Source organism: Streptomyces sp. NPDC101166 (genome assembly GCF_044768125.1).
In the GTDB taxonomy this organism is placed as follows: Bacteria; Actinomycetota; Actinomycetes; order Streptomycetales; family Streptomycetaceae; genus Streptomyces.
The window spans coordinates 123864-146664 of record NZ_JBIWPF010000010.1; the positions used below are offsets into that span (position 1 = coordinate 123864).

Consider the following 22801-nt stretch of genomic DNA (forward strand, 5'->3'; position numbering starts at 1 on the left):
TACGATCGTGCGACCTCCCGCTCAGAATTCAGGTGCGCACACGTGGCCAACAGAATCACCCTGTCCGTCGTCGTCCCCTGCTACAACATCGAGCCGTACGTCGCCGAGACCGTGACCAGCCTGGTCAACAACGCCCGGGACGACTTCGAGTTCCTCTTCGTCGAGGACCGCTCCACCAAGGACAGGACCTACGAGGCCCTCCTCGCCCTGACCGAGAAGCTCCCCCGCAGCAGGGTGATCCGGCACGAGCACAACGGCGGGCTGGCGACCGCGCGCAACACCGGCATCGACGCCGCCGAAGGCCGCTACCTCACCTTCCTCGACGGCGACGACTGGCTGGCCCCGGGCCACCTCGCCCGGGTGGTCGGCGTCGCCGAACGGTTCGACGTCGACTTCGTCCGCACCGACCACGTCCAGGTCACCGGTGTCGAACGGGCCGTCCACCGCGCGCCCGAGGGCCGCCGCCACACCCCGCTCGACCCACGCGAGTCCATCCTCCCCGTCGACGACACGACCATGGTCGACTACCCGTACGCCTGGGCCGGCGTCTACCACCGCCGCCTCCTCGACCGGGGCATGCTGCGCTTCCACGACGGGCTGCGCACCGCCGAGGACCGACCGTGGATCTGGGACCTGCACCGCAGGGCGGACTCCTACGTCGTCGCGAGTCTGCCCGGCGTCTTCTACCGCCGGGGGCTCACCGGTTCGCTCACCCAGATCGGCGATGTGCGCCAGCTGGACTTCTTCCGCGCCTTCGACCTCGTCCTCGCCGAACTCGCCGACGACCCCGAGGCCGGCCGGCTGCGCCGCAAGGCGCTGCGCGACTACTGCGTCGTCATCGCCCACCAACTCCTCGACCGGCGACGCTTCGAACGCGGCGTGGCAGCGCGGCTGAGGCAGCTGGCCGCCGGGGCGCTCGGCGCGATGAGCGAGGAGGAACTGGGGGAGGCCGTGGTGGGGATGGGCGAGGAACGCGTCCGGGTGCTGCGCCGGGTGCGGGGCGGCATGAAGGGAGTGGCCGCGTGATCCAGGTCTTCTGCTCCGCCACCCAGTACGCGGCCGCGACCGTCACCGCCGCGATCCGCGCCGGTCTGTTCGGCCCGCGCGAGGGCGTGCGCCGCGTCCTCGTCGTCAGCGACACCTCCGCCGTGCCGGAGGTCGGCACCCCGCTGGACCGGATGCCCGGCTTCGACGCGCTGCGCGGCGAGTTCGACGAGGTGCGCTCCTGGAACGCCTTCATCTCCCCCCACCACCCGGCCGGCTGGTCGCCGCGCGCCCAGGACGCCCGGCTCTGGGAGAAGGCCGTACGCCTCGCCTGGGACCTCGGCGACGAACCCGTCGAGATCGCCTGCGAGTCCCTCCAGGCCAACCCCTCCCGCGCGATCGCCGACATCTTCGCGGACAGCCCCCTCCACGTGTACGCGGACGGCCTGATGAGCTACGGCCCGACCCGCAACCGCATCCCGCACGGCGTGAGCAGCCGCATCGCGCGCGTGCTCCACCTCGACCTCGTTCCCGGGCTGCGGCCGATGCTGCTGTCCGAGTACGGCGTGCCTTCCGTGGCGGTGCCGGACGCGGCGGTCGTCGACGTCCTCGCCCGGCTCGGGGAGGCGAACGCCCGCCTCCTCGCCGAGCGGCTCCCCGCCGACCGCCCGCCCACCGCCGTACTCCTCGGCCAGTACCTCTCCGCGATCGACCTGATCAGCCAGGACGAGGAGGAGCGGCTGCACGTCCGCATGCTGCGGGCCGCCGCCCGCGCGGGTCACGAGGACGTGCTGTTCAAGCCGCACCCGAGCGCGCCCACCGTCTACGGCGAGGCCCTTCAGGCGGCTGCCGCGGAACTCGGTGTACGGCTCACCGTCCTGACCGAACCCGTCCTCGCCGAGACCGTCTTCGCGCACCTGAAGCCGAAGCTCGTCATCGGCTGCTTCTCGACGGCGCTGATGACCGCCGCCGCGTTCTACGGCATCCCCGTCGCCCGCGTCGGCACCGAACTGCTCCTGGAGCGCATCACGCCGTACGAGAACAGCAACCGGATCCCGCTCACGATCATCGACGCGGCCCTGCCCGACGCGGAACGCTCCCCGCTGGGAGAGCCGGTCGAACTTGCCGGTCTGGCCGATGAGTTGACGCCCCTCGTGCGGGCGGTGGCCTATTGCATGCAGTCCCGCAGGCATCACGCTCTGCGGACCGAGGTTGTCGCCTGGCTCGCCGTCCATCTCGCCGACCGCGAGCGGTACTTCAAGCGGCGGCGGTTGACCAACCTGCGGTTGCCCGGTGGGGCGCCGGTGCGGGGAGCCGCGCTGCGGCGGCATCCTGCCGTGCGGCGGGCGGTACGCAGGCTGCGGGCCACGGCGGCGCAATAGGGGGTGCCGCGTGATGTCGTCCCGCGTCTGCGGCTGCATCGTGGCTGGTCGCGCAGTTCCCCGCGCCCCTGGCAGGGACGGGGCGCTGCGCGCCTCCGCCCCTGCCGTCCTAGTCCCGGCGGACCTGCAGTGACTTCTTCATGCGGGGGCCGAGCGGTTTCTCCACGTAGCGGTGCAGCAGCCAGGCGATGGCCAGCATGGACAGGACCGTCGCGGCGAGCGTCGCGTACGGGTCCAGGTGCATGCCGCGGTACAGCACGCGGATGAAGAACCAGCCCAGGTGCTCGTGGACCAGGTAGAACGGGTACGTCAGCGCGCCCGCCACGGTCAGCCAGCGCCAGTTCGCCCGGCTCGTCCAGCCCAGGGCCACCGCGGCGACGGCGGCGAAGGCGAGGAAGGCGATCGCCTGGATGACGTAGGGGTTGCGATGGAAGTCGCCGTGCATGCCCGGGTGCCACAGGGCCGTCACCGAGTAGCGCTGGCCGAGCAGGAAACTGACGCCGACGATCCCCCACAGCAGCAGGTCACTGCCGAAGCGGTGGATCAGGTACAGGGCGAGACCGCCGATGAAGTACGGCGCGTGGTCGCGCATCACCAGCTCGTCGGTCAGCGGATGGTCGGCGACCCGGGCGAAGACGCCGGCCAGTGTCCACAGGACGCAGAACACGACCACCCGCCGGTAGGTGACGCCCCGCCAGACCACGCACAGCGCGAACAGAGCGTAGAAGCGGACCTCCACCCAGAGCGTCCAGTCCACGCCCAGCACCCGGTGAGCCCCCATCGGCTGTTGCAGCATGGTGAGGTTGACGAGGAGCTCGTCCGAGCGCAGCGGCGCGGACACCACCGGCAGGATCAGTCCCGCGGCGGTGACCAGCACGATCGCCGCCCAGTACGCGGGGTACAGCCGGGCTGCCCGGGAGCGGAAGAAGTCGTCCGGGGTCCGGCCCCAGCTGCTCATGCAGATCACGAAGCCGCTGATCACGAAGAAGAACTGCACGCCCAGGCTGCCGTAAGTGGCGAACTGCGACAGCGTCGGGAACTTCACGCCCGGGGACTGGCGCCAGGACTGCGCGACCTCGCCGTTCTTGCCGGCGTAGTGGTAGAAGCACACCATCAGGGCCGCCAGCAGACGCAGGCCGTCCAGCGCGCGCAGCCGGCCGTCCGCCCGGGGCCGCACGGTCGAGCGGTCGGGGAGGGGGAGGGTCAGCCGGGGCGCCGGACTCGTCGCCGGTCCCATGGCCTGGTCGGTCGCGCTCATCCTGGAGGCCTTCCGTGGAGGGGCAGTCTGGTGGGAATGCGGATGTGGGGGACGCGTCCGCTGCGCAGCGCCCTCGCCCGGCGTGCCAGCCGGCGTACGGCCGGGTTGCGGGGCAGGAACGCCAGTCCCGCCGGAACACCCCCCGGCAGGGCCAGTGACGCCAGCCGCCGGCGGGTGAAGTAGCGCGAGGCCGCCCGGCCGGGGTGCGCGGACAGGTACCGTTCCGCCTCGCCCCGCAGCTCCGGATGAATCCTGGGCCGCATGGCGAAACCCACCGCCCGCAGGAGCGCGGCCAGTTCCCGCACCCGTTCCGCCGACGGAGGTGTCCACCCGGTCGTCACCCCTGCGGGGTCCTCCAGGTCCGGCAGCAGCGCGTCGACGACGGTGAGCGGCGCCCGCTCGGCGTTCCCGTACGGCGTGAGCCCAGCCAGCGCGGCGCCCGTCCCGGCCCGCGCGACCGGGAGGCCGTACAGCACGGCGGCGGTCAGCAGCGCGGGGGAGGAGCAGCCGACGACCAGGGCGGGCCGCAGTCGCCGGAAGGCGACCTCCGCGAGCACGGGCCTTTCCAGCACGGTGAGTTCGGCGCCCAGCCGGCTCGCCTCGTCCTCCAGCGGCCGGTACCGGCGTGCGGGCGCCGCCGGGTGCGGCGCGAAGACCAGCGCCCGGTGCCCGAGCGCCACCGCGCCGCGCACCATGCGCAGATGCGGCTCCTCCTGCGCGGCGGAGCCGCACCGCCCGAGCAGCAGGGCGGGCCGCTCGGCCGGCTCCGGCAACTCCTCTTCCAAATCTGCGAGTTCGCCGGTCACCTGGAGGAACGCCCCGGACGGCACCGGCACCGCCGGCACGCCGAACTCGGTGAGCAGCAGCGGGGTGAGACCCGGCACCAGGTCGAGGTGCAGCAGCCGGCCGACGCGGGTCCCGATCAGCGGGTCGAGCTTGTCGGGGCTGGGGCCGTAGCTCAGCAGATCGTCGGCGTAGACGTCCACGGGGGCCCCGGTGAACACCTGGCACAGCGCCGACGACGGGTTGCCGTGGACGGACTCCACCGCGAGGTGGACCTCGTCGTCGCCGAGCCCCCACAGCAGCCGCAGGTGCCGCTCCCACAGCGGGACGTCGTCCGGGCGCGGTGTCCAGCCGCCCGGGTGGAAGGGGGAGACGGCCTCGTTCCAGGAGTGCACCTCGTCGAAGCGTTCCCGGATGCGGGCGAAGCCGGGCGCGGCGGCGACGGACGGGGCGGTCTCGGGGTTGGGCGCGGTGTCGGCGACCAGCAGCAGCCGGCGGTCGGACGGCTCGAACAGGCCGGCGTCGAGAGCGGCGGCCAGCGTCGCCGCGCCGCGCACGGTGGAGACGCAGAAGATCCGGGCGGTGCGGGGCATCAACGGGCCCCCGTCCCCGCGGTCACCGGCCGGCGCCGAACCCGGCGCAGCGTGCCCGCCCGCCGGGCGTCCATCGTCTCCATGACCTGAGCGAGCACGTCCTGCGGCATCCTCCGCAGGGCGGCGGCGCACATCGCGCGCAGCCTGCGCGCCACGGCCGGCTCGAACCGCTCGATCGAGCCGAGATGGTGGGCCATGACCGCGCAGTACGTGCGCACCGCCTTCGGCAGCAGCGCCCCGGCCTCGGGGTCGCGTGCCGTCTCCTCGACGACCTGGTCGAAGGCGCGCACGAAGTCCAGTTGCCGCACATCACCGATCTGGGTGAGCGAAGAGGCCACCCCGCGCCGGTAGAAGACGCCCAGCAGTCCTACGACCGCGAAGGTCTCCGCCTCCCGGTGCAGCTTCCAGATCCACGGCCGGTCCTCGGCGGTGCGCAGCCCGTCGGTGAAGTGAAGCAGCCCGCGCTCGACCAGCCGGCGGTGGTAGACGCCCGCCCACGCGTAGGCGTAGTCCACGGGCGTGGACCGGTCGGCGGGCAGGATCGCCGCCCGAGGGTCCAGCACCGTCCAACGGCGTCCGTGCGGGACGCGGTGCACGGCGCGGGCCCGCCCGGTGCACTGCACATGGTCGGTGCGCACGAAGTCGCAGCCCAATCCCTCGATCGCGTCGACCAGTCGGGGAAGGTGGCCGGGCGCGAGCCAGTCGTCGCCGTCGAGGAAGGTCAGGTACTCGCCGTGCGCCCTGTCGATGCCGGAGTTCCTCGCGCTCGCCAGCCCCGCGTTCCGCTCGTGCGACACCAGCACCGCGCCCGGCAGTTCGCGTTCCGCGCGGGCGAGGATGTCGGGGGTCGCGTCGGTCGAACAGTCGTCGACCAGAATGAACTCGAAGTCGGCGCGCGCATTCGCACGCAAACTCTTGAGTGTGTCGGACGCGAATTGCTGCACGTTGTAGAACGGCACGATCACCGAGAGCTTGGGCACGCCGAAAACCCTAGGAGGCCTTATTGCGGCTCCCCTTGACGCCCGGAATATGGCTGGTGAACTCGATGTGTCGGAACGGTGCATCGCGGATGCGCAACGGCCGCCGGCCGGCCGGTTATTACTTCGGCCTTACTCCGTTAACCATTCGTTGAATCACGGTTCGGCCCGTCCTGGATTTCGCTTCCTAGGTTCGAGCCGTGCCACTTCGTACTCCGAAGCCCCTGCGGGTCGCCGTCCTCGCCGACTCCGACACCCGCTGGAAATGGGGCGCCCTGACCGCGGGACGCGTCCTGCCCGCCGGCCCCGCCGCCGCCCCGGTGCTGGACGGCTTCCTCCTGCGCGGCAGGGCCACCCCCACCCCCCGCCAACTGCGCGAGGTCGGCGTCCGGGCCGACTCGCTGCGCGAGGTGACGGCCGTGGAGTTCCTGCGCGTCATGGCGCGTGAGTCGTACGACGTGCTGGTCCTCGCCCTCGTGGGCGGCGGTGTCCAGGCCGTGCTGCACGGCCTGGGGCGGGTCTGGGACGGGCGGAGCGAGCGGCCCGTCGTCGTCACCGGCTACGTCGGCGTCGTCTACGAGAAGCTCGCCGACGGTCTGCTGCTGCGGCACGGCGCGGACCTCGTCCTCGCCAACTCCCGCCAGGACGCGGAGCGTTTCCGCGCGGTGTACGAAGGGGTGGGCGCCGACGCCACAGCGGTGACCGAGGTGGCCCTGCCGTTCCTCGGCGGCGCCCCCTACCAAGGCGAACACAGCCCTTACACCGTGGTGTTCGCGGCGCAGCCCTCCGTGCCGGAGAGCCGCGCGGACCGCGCCTATCTGCTGGACAGGCTGATCCGGCACGCACGGCGCCACCCCGACCGGGAGGTGCTGCTCAAGCTCCGCTCCCAGCCGGGCGAACACACCACCCACGTCGAGGAGTTGCCCTACCAGAAGCTGGTGCGCGACCTCGACGCGCCGCCCAACCTCCACCTGGTCTACGGCAACATGGGCGAGGTCCTCGACCGCGCCGACCTCATGGTCACGGTCAGTTCCACGGCCGCAATGGAGTCCCTGCACCGCCGCGTCCCCACCGTCGTCCTCACCGACCTCGGCGTCCGCGAGGCCCTCGGCAACCACCACTTCATCGGCTCCGGCTGCCTCGCCTCCTGGGACCAGCTCGACGCCGGACACCGGCCCGCGCCCGACCCGCGGTGGGTGGCCCGGCAGGGCGTGGCCCCCGGCGCCGCCGGTGGAGCCGCCGCGGCGGGAGGGTCGTACGCCACCGCCTTCGACGCGGCGCGCGAGCGGATCGGCGCGCTGCTCGACCGGCCCGGCGGTCTGCCGCCGCTGACCCCGTACTACACACCCACGACCGCGCCCGGCTACCTGCCCGGCATCCTCGCCCGCCACCACCTCGGCCCGGACGGCAGCCCGCTGCCCGGCGCGCCCGCCGCCGACGAGGAGCCCGGAGCCATCCGCAGGATCGTCCGCCGGGCGGCGCTCGGCGCCTACCGGCACGGAGTGCAGCGGGTGGCGCCCGTCATCCGGCGGATGGGGGAGCTGTGACCCGTCAAGGAGAGACACCCATGACCGACCACCGGCCCGGCGCGCACCGCGTCCTCGCCGTCATCCCCGCGCGCGGCGGCTCCAAGGGCGTGCCCGCGAAGAACCTCGCACCCGTCGGCGGAGTGCCGCTGGTGGCGCGGGCGGTCCGAGAGTGCCGCGCCACCCGCCTGGTGACGGACGTCGTCGTCTCCACCGACGACCAGGCCATCGCCGCCGCGGCCCGGGAGGCCGGCGCGCAGGTCGTGCCGCGGCCCGCCGCCATCGCCGGCGACACCGCGACCTCGGAGGCGGCGGTCCTGCACGCCATGGACGCCCACGCCGCCCTGAGCGGCGCACCCGCCGACGTGGTGCTCCTGGTCCAGTGCACCAGCCCGTTCCTCGTCCGGCAGGACATCGACGCGGTGGCGGCGGCGGTGACGGAGGGCGGCGCGGACACCGCGCTGACCGTCGCGCCGTTCCACGGCTTCGTCTGGCGCGACGCGGCCGACGACCTCGCCGCGCACGGCGGGACCGGCGACGGCGGGACCCCTCCCGCACGGGCCGCCGGCGGCCACGGCGTCAACCACGACAAGTCCTTCCGCCCCCGCCGCCAGGACCGCCCCCAGGACCTGCTGGAGACCGGCGCCGCCTACGCCATGGACGCGGCCGGCTTCCGCGAGCACCGCCACCGCTTCTTCGGGCACACCGCCCTCGTACGGACCGACCCCGCCCGCGTCCTGGAGATCGACGACCCGCACGACCTCGCCCGCGCCCGGGCGCTGGCCCCCCTCCTCGACGCGAACGGCCCCGGCGCCCTGCCGACCGCCGGCGACGTCGACGCCGTCGTCCTCGACTTCGACGGCACCCAGACCGACGACCGGGTGCTGATCGACTCCGAAGGACGGGAGTTCGTCTCCGTCCACCGCGGCGACGGACTCGGCATCGCGGCCCTGCGCCGCAGCGGGCTGAAGATGCTGATCCTTTCCACGGAACGCAACCCGGTCGTCGCCGCCCGCGCCCGCAAGCTCGAACTGCCGGTGCTGCACGGCGTCGACCGCAAGGACCTCGCACTCAAGCAGTGGTGCGACGAACAGGGCGTCGCACCGGAGCGCGTGCTCTACGTCGGCAACGACGTCAACGACCTCCCGTGCTTCGCCCTCGTCGGCTGGCCCGTGGCGGTCGCGAGCGCCCACGACGTCGTGCGCGGCGCCGCGCGCGCGGTCACCGCCCTCCCCGGCGGCGACGGCGCGATCCGGGAGATCGCCGGCTGGCTCCTCGGGCCCGCCCTCGACCCGGTCACCCCCCTCACTCCCCTCGACCCTCTCCCTCCCCTCACCCCCCTTTCCCGGTAAGGAACCCACAGATGAGCACCAACTCCCGCCTCCGCCGCTTCGGTTCGCGCACCGCCGGACCCGGCCGCCCCGTCTACGTCTGCGGCGAGATCGGCATCAACCACAACGGCGAGCTGGAGAACGCCCTCAAGCTGATCGACGTGGCCGCCGAGGCCGGCTGCGACGCCGTGAAGTTCCAGAAGCGCACCCCGGAGATCTGCACCCCGCGCGACCAGTGGGACATCGAGCGCGACACGCCCTGGGGCCGCATGACCTACATCGACTACCGGCACCGCGTCGAGTTCGGCGAGGACGAGTACCGCGCCATCGACGACTACTGCAAGACCAAGGGCATCGCCTGGTTCGCCTCCCCGTGGGACACCGAGGCCGTCGCCTTCCTGGAGAAGTTCGACGTCCCCGCCCACAAGGTCGCCTCCGCCTCCCTCACCGACGACGAACTGCTGCGCGCCCTGCGTGCCACCGGCCGCACCGTCATCCTCTCCACCGGCATGTCCACCCCGAAGCAGATCCGGCACGCGGTCGAGGTCCTCGGCAGCGAGAACATCCTGCTCTGCCACGCCACCTCGACCTACCCGGCGAAGGCCGAGGAGCTCAACCTCCGCGTCATCAACAGCCTCCAGGCCGAGTACCCGAACGTCCCGATCGGCTACTCCGGCCACGAGACCGGCCTGCAGACCACCCTGGCCGCCGTCGCCCTCGGCGCCGCGTTCGTAGAACGCCACATCACCCTCGACCGCGCGATGTGGGGCTCCGACCAGGCCGCCTCCGTCGAACCGCAGGGCCTTCAGCGCCTCGTCCGCGACATCCGCACCATCGAGGCGTCCCTCGGCGACGGCGTCAAGAAGGTCTACGACTCCGAACTCGGCCCCATGAGGAAGCTGCGCCGCGTCCCCGGCGTCGTCGCCGAGGCGGAGATCGCCGCGGCGGCGGGCGAGCCCGTCGCGGTCTGACGACACCGATGAGCCCCCGCGCCGGCGCGGCCGGCACCACCCCCCACACCCTCGCCTTCGTCGAGAGCCCGGTGCAGCTGCTCAACGTCCTGGAATGGGCGCACGCTCGAGGCCTCGGCGGCGAGGAGCGCTCCGGCGCGGAGCTCACCGTCGTCGTTCTGTCCCCGGTCGACCCGATGACCCGCGGCCAACTGCGCCGCATGGCCGAACTGGCCCGCGACGAAGGCCACATGGTCCGCTGGGAGGATGCCCGCGACGGCGCGGGCGCGCCCCTGCACACCGTCCGCGGTCTGACCCCGCTGCTGCGCGCGGCGAGCCGGATCGTCGTCGGCGACCCCTTCTCCCGCTACGTCCAGCTCCTGCTGACGATCGCCCGCCCCGCCGACCTCGTCGTCGTCGACGACGGCACGGCCACCATGGAGTTCGTCGGTCAACTGGCGCGCGGTGAAAGGCTCGTGCGCTGGCACCGCACGGGCGGCCGGCCCAGCCCCCGCGATCTGCTCTTCGCGCCGGTGTCGGCCGCCGCCCGCCGCCGTCTGACGCCCGGCCCGGGCCGGGGGGTGGAGGTCTTCTCCTCCATGCCGGTGCCGCAGACCCCGGCCGGCGTCACGGTCACCGCCAACGCCTTCGCCTGGACCCGGTCCCGCTTCGGCCCGCCGCGCGTGACCAAGGGCGCCGACCTGGTCGGCACGTCCCTCGTCGAGACGGGCGTCGTGGACGGCGACCGCTACCTCGACGCCGTCGGCCTCCTCGCCCGGACCCACGGCGCGGCCCGCTACTTCGCGCACCGCCGGGAGAGCGCCGACAAACTCCGCCGTCTCGCCGCCGCGACCGGACTGGAGATCGTCCGCCCCGACCTGCCCCTCGAACTGATCGCCCGCCGCGGCCCCGTCGGCCGCACCGTCCTCAGCTTCCCCTCCACCGTCGTCCACACCCTGCCCCTGGCCCTGACCGGCACCGGGGTCCGCGTGGCCGTCTGCGACATCGACCCCGACTGGCTGACCGGCCACGCCTCCCCCCGCGCCCAGGGCTTCCTCACCGCGGTGACCGCCACGGCCCGGGCCGCCCACGACCTCACCGAGGTCACACCGCGACAGACGTCAGCTCTCCCGCTTATGGGCCAGCAGGAAGGACACCGGGCGACTGGTCTCGGCCTCGGGCTCCAGGACGGTGCTGGCCAGCAGGGTGAGGCCGGCCTGTTCGAGGTGGGCGGTGACCGCTGACGGGGAGCGCCAGTGGTAGGAGAGGGCGACCTCCCGCCCGAAACGCTCCGTGAGCTGCTGCTCCTCCCCGCCGCCGGTCTGGAAGCAGAGCAGGACGTAACCGCCCGGGGCGAGGACCCGCCGGAACTCCGCGAGCACACCCGGCAGATGGGCGTCCGGCACATGGATGAGCGAGAACAGGGCGAGCACTCCGCCCAGCGTTCCGTCGGGCAGGTCCAGGGACTCCATCGACCCCACGTGGAACCGCACCCCGGGATGGGTCCGCCGGGCCAGCGCCGTCATCCTCGGTGAGACGTCGACGCCGAACACCGGGACACCGAGTCGGGCCAGCCGCGCCGTGACGTGCCCCGGCCCGCTGCCCACGTCCGCGACGGGCTCGCGCCCCCTGGATCTGACCAGTTCCGCGAAGGCGCAGAGCAGCGCCCGGTCCAGGGGCCGGCGCTCCAGCCAGTCGGGGATCTGCCGGGCGTACTCCTCGGCGATCGCGTCGTACGAGGTCCGTGCGTCCCGCACGAAACCGGGCTCCGCGATCACCGGACAGGAGCGTGTGTTCGGTGCGCTCACGGGCCGGACTCTACCGACGCGGCCCCCGCCGGGAGGCCGAACCCGCAGATCCGCCCGCTGACCCCGGGTGCGCGGGCCCGGACCGGCGCCCTCGGACGTCCCGGTACGTGGACAGGCCCGGCGTGATCCGCTCGGGGCGTGGTATGCGTGGAAGTGGAGAGAGTAAAAAGTGGGATGGATCAGGATTCATGATCCACTCGGGCGAAGTCGGCCGAGTGTACCCATCCCGAAAGACAGCCATGCGCCGTGCGACCGGCTTTTCTGCCTCTAACGGGCTGAATTTTTGTTGATCGTGGGTCAGTCGACCGTCCCGGCGTCCTACCCTTCAGAGGGTGAAGCAACTGATGTCCCGAGAGTCCGAGGCCGATCCTTCAGGGGACGCGGTGCTCCCCGGCGCCCTGCCGGAGGCCCTGCGCGCTGAGCTCGTCGCCTTCCGCCGCGACATGCACATGCACCCCGAGCTCGGCAACCAGGAGTTCCGCACGACCGCCGCGATCAAGGAGCGCCTGGAGCGGGCCGGCCTCAAGCCGCGCGTCCTCGCCGCCGGGACCGGCCTCGTCTGTGACATCGGCGACGCGAGCGACGGCACGCCGGTCCTCGCCATGCGCGCCGACATCGACGCGCTGCCCATCCCGGACACCAAGACCGAGTGCTCCTACCGCTCGACGGTGCCCGACCGCGCCCACGCCTGCGGCCACGACATGCACACCACCGTCGTCCTCGGCGCCGGCCTCGTCCTCGCCGACCTGCACCGCCAGGGTCTGCTGCCGCGTCCGGTGCGGCTGGTCTTCCAGCCCGCCGAGGAGGTGCTGCCCGGCGGCGCCGCCGACGCCATCCAGGACGGCGTGCTGGAGGGCGTCGGCCGGATCATCGCCGTGCACTGCGACCCGCGCGTGGACGCGGGGCTGATCGGGCTGCGCGCGGGCCCCATCACCTCTGCCTGCGACCGCCTGGAGATCGCCCTCGAAGGCCCCGGCGGTCACACCGCCCGCCCGCACCTGACCACCGACCTCGTCACCGCCGCCGCCCGTGTCGTCACCGATGTGCCCGCGCTCGTCGGCCGCCGCGTCGACACCCGTGCCGGCCTCGCGGTGACCTGGGGCCGGATCGACTGCGGTCACGCGCCGAACGTCATCCCGCAGCACGCCGAGCTCTCCGGCACCGTGCGCTGCCTCGACATCGAGGCCTGGCGGCAGGCTCCCGACCTGGTGGTCGCCGCGATCGACGAGGTCGCCAACCTGCACCGCGCCAAGTCGGAGATCAACTACGTCCGGGGCGTCCCGCCGGTCGTCAACGACGCCGACGTCACCGCCCTGCTCAACGACGCGATGATCGCCCGCCATGGCGAGGGCACCGTGGAGAGCACCGAGCAGAGCCTCGGCGGCGAGGACTTCTCCTGGTACCTGGAGCGCGTCCCCGGCGCCATGGCCCGCCTCGGCGTCCGCCACCCCGGCGAGCGCACCGTCCGCGACCTCCACCAGGGCGACTTCGACGCCGACGAGTCCGCGATCAAGGTCGGCGTGGAACTGTTCACCGCAGCAGCCCTCCTGGACGCCGCAACCCGAACGGCCTGACGAGGGCCGCCCCGAACGGCCTGAACGGGAGCGACCCGGGCGGCGGCCTGAGCGGTGGCGACCATCCCAGCCTGCACGGGGAGCGACCCGCGGGGCCTGAGCGGGAGCGGCCCGGGCGGAGGCCTGAGCGGCAGCGACCAGCACAGCCCGCGCGGAGCGTGACCGCGGGGCCTGAGCGGAAGCCGCCCGGACGGCCTGCGGGAGCGAATCCGGCGGCCCGCCCGAATGGCAGGCACGGCCTGGGTGGAAGTGGCCCGTGCGGCCTGCGATGGATCGTCCCGGGAGGCCCACGCGGGGAGCGACCCGTGGGGGCCTGGGCGGGAGCGGCCGGTACGGCTTGCGGAAGTGAGCCCGGCAGTCCGCGCGGAAGTGGCCAGTACGGCCTGAATGGGAGTGGCACGCGTGGTCCGTGCGGCAGAGGCCCGGGCGGCCCGCGCGGGGGCGACCCGGATGGCTCAAACGGCGGTGACCAGCGCAGTCCGCGCGGGGAGTGACGGCGGCAGCCGGACCGGGCGAGGCCAATACCGCCCTGCGGAAGCGAGCCCGGCAGCCCGCGCGGAATCGGCCAGTACGGCCTGAGCGGGAGTGGCCCGGGCCGCCCGCGCGGAGGGACCGGGCGGCACCCGCGGCAGCGGCCTGCACAGTCCGCGGCAGCGATCCACACCGCCCGCCGGCAGCGACCAGCACGGTTCACGCGGCAGCGGCCGGTGCGGTGGGGTGGCCGGAAGGGGGTCCTTCGTCTGGCGGTGGCACCCGGCCGGGACCGCCCGGGCCCGCCTGGGACGCGGTGGCGGCACGAATCGATAACGGCCGGAGGAAACCCCGTTCCCCTCCCCTTCTACGCGCGTTACTGTGCGCCGAAATCGCCAGCCGGATCGGACAGTTGGGGGAGCCGCGCCGGAGGCGCCACATGGGGACACGCGGGCCGTTCGGCGGCGCCGTGGGGATGAAGGGTGCTTGCTGTGCGTTCGATCTCTCGGAAGACCAGATTCTCCCAGGCCGCCGTGGCCGTCGCGGTCGTCGCGCTCGCGGCCTCCGGCTGCGGCGAGTCCAGCACCGGCGCGAAGAGCGACGGCGACAAGCAGTCGTCCGGCAAGTACTCGGGCAAGGGCGTCGGCCTCGCGTACGACATCGGCGGCAAGGGCGACCAGTCGTTCAACGACGCCGCCTTCGCCGGCTTCCAGAAGGCCGACAAGGAGTTCGGCATCGGCGGCCGGGACGTCGAGCCCCAGGACGGCGAGTCCGAGGCGGACAAGGTCCAGCGTCTGACCCAGCTGGCCAAGGAGGGCTACAACCCGGTCATCGGCGTCGGCTACATCTACGCGTCGGCCGTCAAGGAGGTCTCCGCGAAGTTCCCGAACACCACCTTCGGGATCATCGACGACGAGACCGTGCAGGCCAAGAACGTCGCCGACCTGGTCTTCCACGAGGAGCAGGCCTCCTACCTGGCCGGCGTCGCCGCCGCCAAGGCGACCAAGAAGGCCCACATCGGCTTCATCGGCGGCGTGGACATCCCGCTGATCCACAAGTTCGAGGCCGGTTACGTCCAGGGCGCCAAGTCGGTCAACCCCAAGATCAAGATCGAGTCGCAGTACCTGACGGAGACCCCCCAGGAGGGCGGCTTCTCCAGCCCCGACAAGGGCAAGGCGGGCGCGAGCGGCCAGATCGACGCCGGCGCCGACGTCATCTACCACGCGGCCGGCCTCTCCGGCCAGGGCGTGATCTCCGAGGCCGCCGCCAAGAAGGTGTGGGCCATCGGCGTCGACTCCGACCAGTACAACCAGAGCTCGCTGGCCGCCTACAAGGACTACATCCTCGGCTCGGCCCTGAAGAACGTCGGCGGCGCGGTCTACGACCTGGCCAAGTCGGTGTACGAGGGCAAGCCCCTGTCCGGCGTGGTCCGCGGCAGCCTCGCCAACGACGGCGTGGGCTTCGCCGACTCCAACCCCAAGTACAAGGCCCTGACCGACGTGGTCGCCGCGGTCGACAAGGCCAAGAAGGACATCGTCGACGGCAAGGTCAAGGTCGACACGAAGTAACGCTTCGGCACACACGGGAACGGCCGCTGCCCGGCCCTCCCCAAAACCCGCACCGGCATCCCCGCAGACCACAGCGCCCCTCGCCTTCCGCGAGGGGCGCTGTGCTGTCCGTAATCTCCAAACCGACTGCGGCCACAGCTCGATAACGGACCGGACAGAAGCCTTTTTCCGCCAGGTCTACGCGCGTTACGCTGCGGCGGAACCAGCGCCTGGTTTGGGCGCTTGCACAAAGGAGTCACGTTCCATGCGCCGGGTGTCCCGTATCGCGGTTGCGGGTGTTGCGACCGCTGCCCTCGCCGTCACCGTTTCCGCTTGCGGAAGCTCGTCCAAGTCGTCGTCCTCCTCCGCCGGCGAAGACAAGAACCTGGGCCTCGCGCTCGCGTACGACATCGGCGGCAAGGGCGACCAGTCCTTCAATGATGCCGCCACCGCGGGCATGGAGAAGGCCAACACGGAGTTCGGTTACAAGTCCTCCGCGGTCGAGCCGCAGGACGGCGAGTCCGAGGCCGACAAGGTGCAGCGCCTGGAGAGCCTCGCCAAGCAGGGCTACAACCCGGTCATCGGCGTCGGCTTCGCCTACGCGCCGGCGGTCAAGGAGGTCTCCGCCAAGTTCCCGAAGACCACCTTCGGCATCGTCGACGACGAGACCATCAAGGCCGCCAACGTCGCCGACCTGGTCTTCCACGAGGAGCAGGCCTCCTACCTGGCCGGCGTCGCCGCCGCCAAGGCCACCAAGACCAACGTGGTCGGCTTCATCGGCGGTGTCGACATCCCGCTGATCCACAAGTTCGGCGCCGGCTTCAAGCAGGGCGTCCAGGACACCAAGAAGGGCGTCACGGTCAAGGAGCAGTACCTGACCGAGACCCCCGCCGAGGGCGGCTTCTCCAGCCCCGACAAGGGTGAGAGCGCGGCCGAGGGCCAGATCGACGCGAAGGCCGACGTGGTCTACGCCGCCGCCGGCCTGTCCGGCCAGGGCGTCATCAAGGCCGCCGCCGCGGCCAAGGTCTGGGCGATCGGCGTCGACTCCGACCAGTACAAGCAGGACGCGCTGAAGGCGTACAAGGCCTCGATCCTGACCTCGGCCATGAAGAACGTCGAGGGCGCGGTCTACGAGCTGGCCAAGTCCGTCAAGGACGGCAAGCCGCAGACCGGCGTGATCCGCGGCAGCCTCTCCAACGGCGGCGTGAGCCTGTCGGCCTCCAACCCGGCCTTCGCGTCGAACAAGGAGATCCAGGACGCGGTCAACAAGGCCGCCGAGGCGATCAAGGCCGGCACGATCAAGGTGAAGACCTCCTGACCGCAGTGTCGAGGCCTGCCGAAGGTCTCTCATAGGCCGGTCGAGGACATGGCCAAACGGGCGCTGTGATGACAGCGTTACGCCCACGCGACGGGGCACGGGACGCAAGCTCGGCCCGCGCCCCGTTCGCGCGGCAGAATGCTCGGAACGGATCGGGACTCGATCGGAAATTCGATCAAGTGGATCAAGCCGATCAAGTCCGAGCACTATTTAAAGCAGGGGCGCTACGCGCGTAGAGTGGCCCCTTTCCCGAGGAGAGTGCGCCATCGACGCGTCCAGCAGCCCTCCGCTCACCGCCCGGTCGACAGTCGCGGTAGAGCTCGCGGGCATCACCAAGCGATTCCCCGGTGTCGTCGCCAACCACGACATCCGCCTGACCGTCCGCAAGGGCACCGTGCACGCCCTGGTCGGCGAGAACGGCGCCGGCAAGTCGACCCTGATGAAGATCCTCTACGGCATGCAGAAGCCGGACGAGGGCACCATCGAGGTCGACGGCGACCAGGTGAGCTTCTCCAGCCCCGCCGACGCCATCGCCCGCGGTATCGGCATGGTCCACCAGCACTTCATGCTCGCGGACAACCTGACGGTCCTGGAGAACGTCGTCCTCGGCAGCGAGAAGCTGTACGGAATCGGCGGCGGCGCCCGCAAGAAGATCAAGGAGATCTCCGACCGCTACGGCCTCGGGGTGCGCCCCGACGTCCTGGTCGAGGACCTCGGCGTCGCCGAGCGCCAGCGCGTGGAGATCCTCAAGGTCCTCTTCCGCGGCGCCCGCACCCTCATCCTCGACGAGCCGACCGCCGTCCTCGTCCCGCAGGAGGTCGACGCGCTCTTCGACAACCTGCGCGAGCTGAAGTCCGAGGGCCTCTCCGTCATCTTCATCTCCCACAAGCTGGGCGAGGTGCTGTCCGTCGCCGACGACATCACCGTCATCCGGCGCGGCACCACCGTCGGCACGGCCGTCCCCGCAGAGACGACCCCGCGCCAGCTCGCCGAGATGATGGTCGGCAGCGAGCTGCCCACCCCGGAGACCGCGGAGTCGACGGTCACCGACCGGGCCGTCATCGAGGTCGAGAAGCTCACCGTCTACGCCGGCGGCGGCGCCTCCGTGGGCTGGGAGGAGGAGCCCGCCGGAGCGGGACTCACCGAGTTCTCGGGCGGCGGCGACGCCAAGCGCGTCCTCGACGACGTCACCTTCACCATCCACGCCGGCGAGGTCATGGGCATCGCCGGTGTCGAGGGCAACGGCCAGACCGAGCTGATCGACGCGCTGATCGGCACCAAGCACGCCCACTCCGGCGCCATCCGCTTCCTCGGCGAGGACATCACCCCCTGGCCGACCCGCAAGCGCCGCGAGTCCGGCGTCGGCTACATCCCCGAGGACCGCCACCGCCAGGGCCTGCTCCTGGAGGCCCCCCTCTGGGAGAACCGCATCCTCGGCCATGTGACCGAGGCCCCCAACGCCAAGGGCTTCTGGCTGAACCCCAAGGGCGCGCAGGCCGACACCCGCCGGATCGTCGAGGAGTACGACGTCCGCACTCCCGGCATCGACGTCACCGCCGCCTCCCTCTCCGGCGGCAACCAGCAGAAGCTGATCGTCGGCCGCGAGATGAGCCACAACCCCAAGTTCCTGATCGCCGCCCACCCCACCCGCGGTGTGGACGTCGGCGCGCAGGCCCAGATCTGGGACCGCATCCGCGAGGCCCGCCGCGAGGGCCTGGCCGTGCTGCTGATCTCCGCCGACCTGGACGAGCTCATCGGCCTGTCGGACACCCTGCGGGTGATCTACGACGGCAGGCTGGTCGCCGACGCCGATCCCGCCACCATCACCCCCGAGGAGCTGGGCTCGGCCATGACGGGCGCCGCGTCCGGTCATCTGGAACACGTTGAGACGCCCATGGCAGACGACGAAGCTGCCGGCCCGGAGGACGAGGCCCGATGAAGAAGTTCGACAAGGAGCGCCTGCTCCTCGCGGTGGCCGGCCCGGTCATGGCGCTCGTCGCGGCGATCCTGCTGACCTCGGTCGTGCTGATCGCCTCCGGCAAGAACCCGTTCGAGCCGTACGGGCTGATGCTGGAGCAGATCCCGTTCTCCGACGTCCAGGTCCTGATCCTCAACCAGGCGTCGCTGTACTACATCGCCGCCCTCGCGGTCGCCCTCGGCTTCCGCATGAACCTGTTCAACATCGGCGTCGACGGCCAGTACCGCCTCGCCGCCATGATGGTCGCGGTGGTCGGCGCGCACGTGGCGCTGCCGTCCTTCCTGCAGATCCCGCTGCTGCTGCTGGTCGGCTCGCTCACCGGCGCGTTCTGGGCGGGCATCGCGGGCGTCCTGAAGGTCACCCGCGGTGTCAGCGAGGTCGTCGCGACGATCATGCTGAACGCGATCGCCACCAGCGTCATCGGCTACCTCACCCTCCGCGAGAACTTCGGCGTCCTGGTCGGCGACAACGTCACCACCGGCGAGATGAAGGAGTCCGGCTGGGTCCCCGGCATCAACCTCGGCGCGGACGTCGGCGAGATCTACGGCCTGGTCTTCCTCGCCGTCGCGCTCGGCATCGGCTACTGGGTCGTGCTCAACCGCACCCGCTTCGGCTTCGACCTGCGCGCCACCGGCGAGTCGGAGACCGCCGCCGCGGCCTCCGGCGTCAACGCCAAGCGCATGGTCCTCACCGCCATGCTGATCTCCGGCGCGGTCGCCGGCCTGTCCGGCCTGCCGCTGCTCCTCGGCGACGCCCACACCTACAGCCTGAGCTTCCCGACCGGCCTCGGCTTCACCGCCATCGGCATCGCGCTCCTCGGCCGCAACAACCCCGGCGGCATCGCGCTCGCCGCGCTGCTGTGGGCCTTCCTGGAGAAGACCTCGCCCGCCCTCGACTACGCCACCCCGGTCGCGTACGAGAAGGAGATCGCCACGATCATGCAGGGCCTGATCGTCTTCGCGGTCGTCATCTCCTACGAGTTCGTCCGCCAGTGGGGTCTGCGCCGCCAGCAGAAGCGGGTCGGCGCCGAGCTCGCCGCCCAGGCCGCCAACAACAACGCCAAGAAGGAGGTGGCGGCCTGATGTCCACCGCGACCATCGCCGAGCCGCAGGCGAAGAAGCCCGGCAAGGGCGGCCGCCGCATGTCACTCCCGGTACTCCTGCTGGTCATCGCGGGCGTGCTGGTCCTCACCTCGATCGTGCGCCTGATCAGCGGCGCGGACGGCATCACCTCGACCGGGCAGATGTCCACCGCGCTGCGGCTGGCCGTCCCGATCGGCCTGGCCGGCCTCGGCGGCCTGTGGGCCGAGCGCGCGGGCGTCGTCAACATCGGCCTCGAGGGCATGATGATCCTCGGCACCTGGTTCGGCGCCTGGGCCGGTTACCAGTGGGGCCCGTGGACCGGCGTGGCCTTCGGCATCATCGGCGGCGCGCTCGGCGCCGTGCTGCACGCCGTCGCCACCGTCACCTTCAACGTCAACCACATCGTCTCCGGTGTGGCGCTGAACATCCTGGCCCTCGGCACCACCCGCTACCTGTCGAAGTTCACCTTCGAGGAGGCCCCGCAGGGCTCCTCCAAGCAGTCCCCGCCGATCGACTCGCTCGGCACCTTCGACATCCCCGGCCTGTCGGACTGGCTGCAGACGCTGAACGGCAAGCACTGGTTCCTGGTCTCCGACCTCGCCGGTCTGATCGGCGGCCTGGTCACCAACCTCTCGCCGCTCACCGTCGTCGCCGTCGCGCTCGTCCCGGCCACCTGGTGGGTGCTGTGGCGCACCGCCTTCGGCCTGCGTCTGCGCTCCTGCGGCGAGAACCCGGTGGCCGCCGAGTCCCTCGGCGTCAACGTCTACAAGTACAAGTACATCGCCGTGATCATCTCCGGCGGCTTCGCCGGTCTCGGCGGCGCGTTCCTGTCCATCGTGGCCTCGAACGTCTACCTGGACGGCCAGACCGCGGGCCGCGGCTACATCGGCCTCGCCGCGATGATCTTCGGCAACTGGATGCCGGGCGGCCTCGCCCTCGGCGCGGGCCTGTTCGGTTACACCGACAGCCTCAACCTGCGCGGCGGCACCACCAACGTGCACGCGCTGATCCTGCTGCTGGCCATCCTGACGGTGATCGGCGCGGCCTACCTGGCGTGGCAGAAGAAGTACGTCAGCGCCGTGAGCACCCTGCTGGCCTCGGTCGTGCTGTTCGTCTGGTACGTCAGCGTGGACGAGGTCCCGCGCCAGGTCGTCTCCGCCGCCCCGTACCTCGTCACCCTGCTGGTGCTGTCGCTGTCCGCCCAACGCCTGCGCATGCCCAAGGCGGACGGTCTGCCGTACCGGAAGGGACAGGGCAAGTGACCCCGGCCGCCGTCGACTGGGACGCTCTGCGGGAGCTGGCCCGGGAGGCCATGAGCCACGCGTACGCCCCCTACTCGGGCTACCCGGTAGGGGTCGCGGCCCTCGTCGACGACGGCCGCACGGTCACCGGCTGCAACGTGGAGAACGCCTCCTACGGGCTCGGCCTGTGCGCCGAGTGCGGGCTCGTCTCCGAGCTCCAGCGGACCGGCGGCGGTCGGCTGACCCACTTCACCTGCGTGGACGGGCGGGGCGAGGTCCTCGTGCCGTGCGGCCGCTGCCGCCAGCTGCTGTTCGAGTTCGGCGGGCCGGACCTGCTGCTGGAGACCCCGGCCGGCATCCTCCCGCTGGCCGACATGCTCCCGCAGGCCTTCGGCCCCGACCACCTCAGGCAGCCGGGCCACACCGAGTAAGGGGTTCTTGCGCTATGAGCGTCCGATCAGGGCGCGTGGTCTGGTGCCGTGCATCGCAAGGCGCCGGAGGTCGCTGGTAGCGGAGCTACCAGGGGGCTTCGGCAACGCGGCGAGGTGCGGTGCCAGGCCGCGCGACCCGGACGGGCATAGTGCTAGGACCCCTAAGCCCCCCGTGCGGCCCCTGAGCCCGCTCGCCTCGGGCACAGGGGCCCGCACGGTCTTGATTTCCCGAAAGGAACGTTATGGCCATGGACGCCATCTCCGTCATCCGCACCAAGCGGGACCGCGGTGAGCTCAGCGACGAGCAGATCGACTGGGTCATCGACGCGTACACCCGCGGCGAGGTCGCCGACGAGCAGATGTCGTCGCTCGCCATGGCGATCCTGCTGAACGGCATGAACCGCCGTGAGATCGCCCGCTGGACGGCCGCGATGATCGCCTCCGGCGAGCGCATGGACTTCTCGTCCCTGTCCCGTCCGACCGCCGACAAGCACTCCACGGGCGGCGTCGGCGACAAGATCACGCTTCCCCTCGCCCCCCTCGTCGCGGCCTGCGGGGCAGCCGTTCCCCAGCTCTCCGGCCGCGGCCTCGGCCACACCGGCGGCACCCTGGACAAGCTGGAGTCGATCCCCGGCTGGCGCGCGCTGCTCTCCAACGAGGAGATGCTGTCGGTGCTGGACGGCACGGGCGCGGTGATCTGCGCGGCCGGCGACGGTCTCGCCCCGGCCGACAAGAAGCTCTACGCCCTGCGGGACGTCACCGGCACCGTCGAGGCCATACCGCTGATCGCCTCCTCGATCATGTCCAAGAAGATCGCCGAGGGCACCGGCTCGCTGGTCCTGGACGTCAAGGTCGGCACCGGCGCCTTCATGAAGACCATCGAGGACGCCCGCGAACTCGCCTCCACGATGGTGGGCCTCGGCACCGACCACGGTGTGAAGACCGTCGCCCTGCTCACCGACATGTCCACCCCGCTCGGCCTCACCGCCGGCAACGCCCTGGAGGTCCGCGAGTCCGTCGAGGTCCTCGCCGGCGGCGGCCCCTCCGACGTCGTGGAACTCACCGTCGCCCTGGCCCGCGAGATGCTCGACGCGGCCGGCGTGCGCGACGCCGACCCGGCGAAGGCCCTGGCCGACGGCTCGGCGATGGACGTCTGGCGCCGCATGATCGCGGCCCAGGGCGGCGACCCCGACGCGAAGCTGCCGGTGGCCCGCGAGCAGCACGTGATCAAGGCCCCTTCCACCGGCGTCCTCACCCGCCTGGACGCCTACGGCATCGGCGTCGCCGCCTGGCGTCTCGGCGCGGGCCGCGCCCGCAAGGAGGACCCGGTGCAGGCGGGCGCCGGCGTGGAACTCCACGCCAAGCCCGGCGACACCGTGGCCGAGGGCCAGCCCCTCCTCACCCTCCACACGGACACCCCGGAGCGCTTCGACTACGCGCTCCGGTCGATCGAGGGCTCCTACGACATCGCCACCCCGGGAACGCGGCACGAGGCGACCCCGGTGGTACTGGAGCGCATCGCCTGAGACAGCCCGTCCCGAGGGCCGCGGCCCCCGGGACGGGGCGG

17 protein-coding genes and 1 pseudogene are annotated in these 22801 nt (G+C 71.9%); 14 read left to right on the forward strand and 4 right to left on the reverse strand.

Annotated features, from left to right (window positions below; genetic code table 11):
* Window positions 1–42: 42 nt before the first annotated feature.
* Window positions 43–1026 carry a glycosyltransferase family 2 protein gene (locus ACIRS4_RS19265; RefSeq protein ID WP_404197086.1) on the forward strand — a complete coding sequence of 328 codons (984 nt, stop codon included), beginning with the start codon at window positions 43–45 and terminating at the stop codon, window positions 1024–1026.
* Window positions 1023–2366 (forward strand): polysialyltransferase family glycosyltransferase, encoded by a 1344-nt coding sequence (locus ACIRS4_RS19270; RefSeq protein ID WP_404197089.1) that lies wholly within the window; start codon window positions 1023–1025, stop codon window positions 2364–2366. Before ACIRS4_RS19265 ends, ACIRS4_RS19270 begins: the two co-directional genes overlap by 4 nt.
* 109 nt (window positions 2367–2475) lie before the next feature.
* On the opposite strand, the gene ACIRS4_RS19275 is transcribed toward ACIRS4_RS19270, so the two are convergent.
* The 3 genes from ACIRS4_RS19275 to ACIRS4_RS19285 are packed head-to-tail and all read right to left on the reverse strand — an operon-like array spanning window position 2476 to window position 5980.
* Window positions 2476–3624, reverse strand: coding sequence for an acyltransferase family protein (locus ACIRS4_RS19275; RefSeq protein ID WP_404197092.1), 1149 nt, complete (start codon window positions 3622–3624; stop codon window positions 2476–2478).
* Window positions 3621–5000, reverse strand: a complete 1380-nt coding sequence (locus tag ACIRS4_RS19280) for a polysialyltransferase family glycosyltransferase (protein ID WP_404197095.1) — start codon at window positions 4998–5000, stop codon at window positions 3621–3623. Before ACIRS4_RS19280 ends, ACIRS4_RS19275 begins: the two co-directional genes overlap by 4 nt.
* Window positions 5000–5980 (reverse strand): glycosyltransferase family 2 protein, encoded by a 981-nt coding sequence (locus tag ACIRS4_RS19285; protein ID WP_404197098.1) that lies wholly within the window; start codon window positions 5978–5980, stop codon window positions 5000–5002. Before ACIRS4_RS19285 ends, ACIRS4_RS19280 begins: the two co-directional genes overlap by 1 nt.
* A gap of 197 nt (window positions 5981–6177) precedes the next feature.
* Between ACIRS4_RS19285 and ACIRS4_RS19290 the strand changes: the two genes are divergently transcribed.
* The 4 genes from ACIRS4_RS19290 to ACIRS4_RS19305 are packed head-to-tail and all read left to right on the forward strand — an operon-like array spanning window position 6178 to window position 11028.
* Window positions 6178–7524, forward strand: coding sequence for a DUF6716 putative glycosyltransferase (locus ACIRS4_RS19290; RefSeq protein ID WP_404197100.1), 1347 nt, complete (start codon window positions 6178–6180; stop codon window positions 7522–7524).
* Window positions 7525–7544: 20 nt separating this feature from the next.
* The gene (locus ACIRS4_RS19295) at window positions 7545–8855 is read left to right on the forward strand and encodes a cytidylyltransferase domain-containing protein (protein ID WP_404197103.1); all 1311 of its coding nucleotides are present in this window, start codon (window positions 7545–7547) and stop codon (window positions 8853–8855) included.
* A gap of 11 nt (window positions 8856–8866) precedes the next feature.
* Window positions 8867–9805: an N-acetylneuraminate synthase family protein gene (locus tag ACIRS4_RS19300; RefSeq protein WP_404197106.1), complete on the forward strand. Its 939-nt coding sequence runs from the start codon at window positions 8867–8869 to the stop codon at window positions 9803–9805.
* An 8-nt stretch (window positions 9806–9813) separates the two neighbouring features.
* Complete coding sequence (locus ACIRS4_RS19305; RefSeq protein WP_404197109.1) at window positions 9814–11028, forward strand: hypothetical protein; 1215 nt, start codon at window positions 9814–9816, stop codon at window positions 11026–11028.
* Between the two features lie 15 nt (window positions 11029–11043).
* Here the strand turns inward: ACIRS4_RS19305 and ACIRS4_RS19310 are convergent.
* Window positions 11044–11592 (reverse strand): annotated as a pseudogene (locus ACIRS4_RS19310) (class I SAM-dependent methyltransferase); the annotation flags it as partial.
* 344 nt (window positions 11593–11936) lie between these two features.
* Between ACIRS4_RS19310 and ACIRS4_RS19315 the strand changes: the two are divergent.
* From ACIRS4_RS19315 to ACIRS4_RS19350, 8 genes are all read left to right on the forward strand, one after another.
* Window positions 11937–13166: an amidohydrolase gene (locus ACIRS4_RS19315; protein WP_404197466.1), complete on the forward strand. Its 1230-nt coding sequence runs from the start codon at window positions 11937–11939 to the stop codon at window positions 13164–13166.
* Window positions 13167–14137: 971 nt separating this feature from the next.
* Complete coding sequence (locus ACIRS4_RS19320; RefSeq protein WP_404197469.1) at window positions 14138–15205, forward strand: BMP family protein; 1068 nt, start codon at window positions 14138–14140, stop codon at window positions 15203–15205.
* Window positions 15206–15449: 244 nt separating this feature from the next.
* A complete protein-coding gene (locus ACIRS4_RS19325; protein WP_130441348.1) occupies window positions 15450–16502 on the forward strand; it encodes a BMP family protein in 1053 nt (350 codons plus the stop codon).
* Window positions 16503–16767: 265 nt separating this feature from the next.
* A complete protein-coding gene (locus ACIRS4_RS19330; protein WP_404197472.1) occupies window positions 16768–18441 on the forward strand; it encodes an ABC transporter ATP-binding protein in 1674 nt (557 codons plus the stop codon).
* Window positions 18438–19562: an ABC transporter permease gene (locus tag ACIRS4_RS19335; protein WP_404197112.1), complete on the forward strand. Its 1125-nt coding sequence runs from the start codon at window positions 18438–18440 to the stop codon at window positions 19560–19562. The genes ACIRS4_RS19330 and ACIRS4_RS19335 overlap by 4 nt, the downstream gene beginning before the upstream one ends.
* On the forward strand, window positions 19562–20824 hold the full coding sequence (locus tag ACIRS4_RS19340) for an ABC transporter permease (RefSeq protein WP_404197115.1): 1263 nt from the start codon (window positions 19562–19564) through the stop codon (window positions 20822–20824). The genes ACIRS4_RS19335 and ACIRS4_RS19340 overlap by 1 nt, the downstream gene beginning before the upstream one ends.
* A complete protein-coding gene (locus ACIRS4_RS19345; protein WP_404197117.1) occupies window positions 20821–21234 on the forward strand; it encodes a cytidine deaminase in 414 nt (137 codons plus the stop codon). The genes ACIRS4_RS19340 and ACIRS4_RS19345 overlap by 4 nt, the downstream gene beginning before the upstream one ends.
* Window positions 21235–21482: 248 nt before the next feature.
* Window positions 21483–22760 carry a thymidine phosphorylase gene (locus tag ACIRS4_RS19350; RefSeq protein ID WP_404197120.1) on the forward strand — a complete coding sequence of 426 codons (1278 nt, stop codon included), beginning with the start codon at window positions 21483–21485 and terminating at the stop codon, window positions 22758–22760.
* Window positions 22761–22801: the final 41 nt, after the last annotated feature.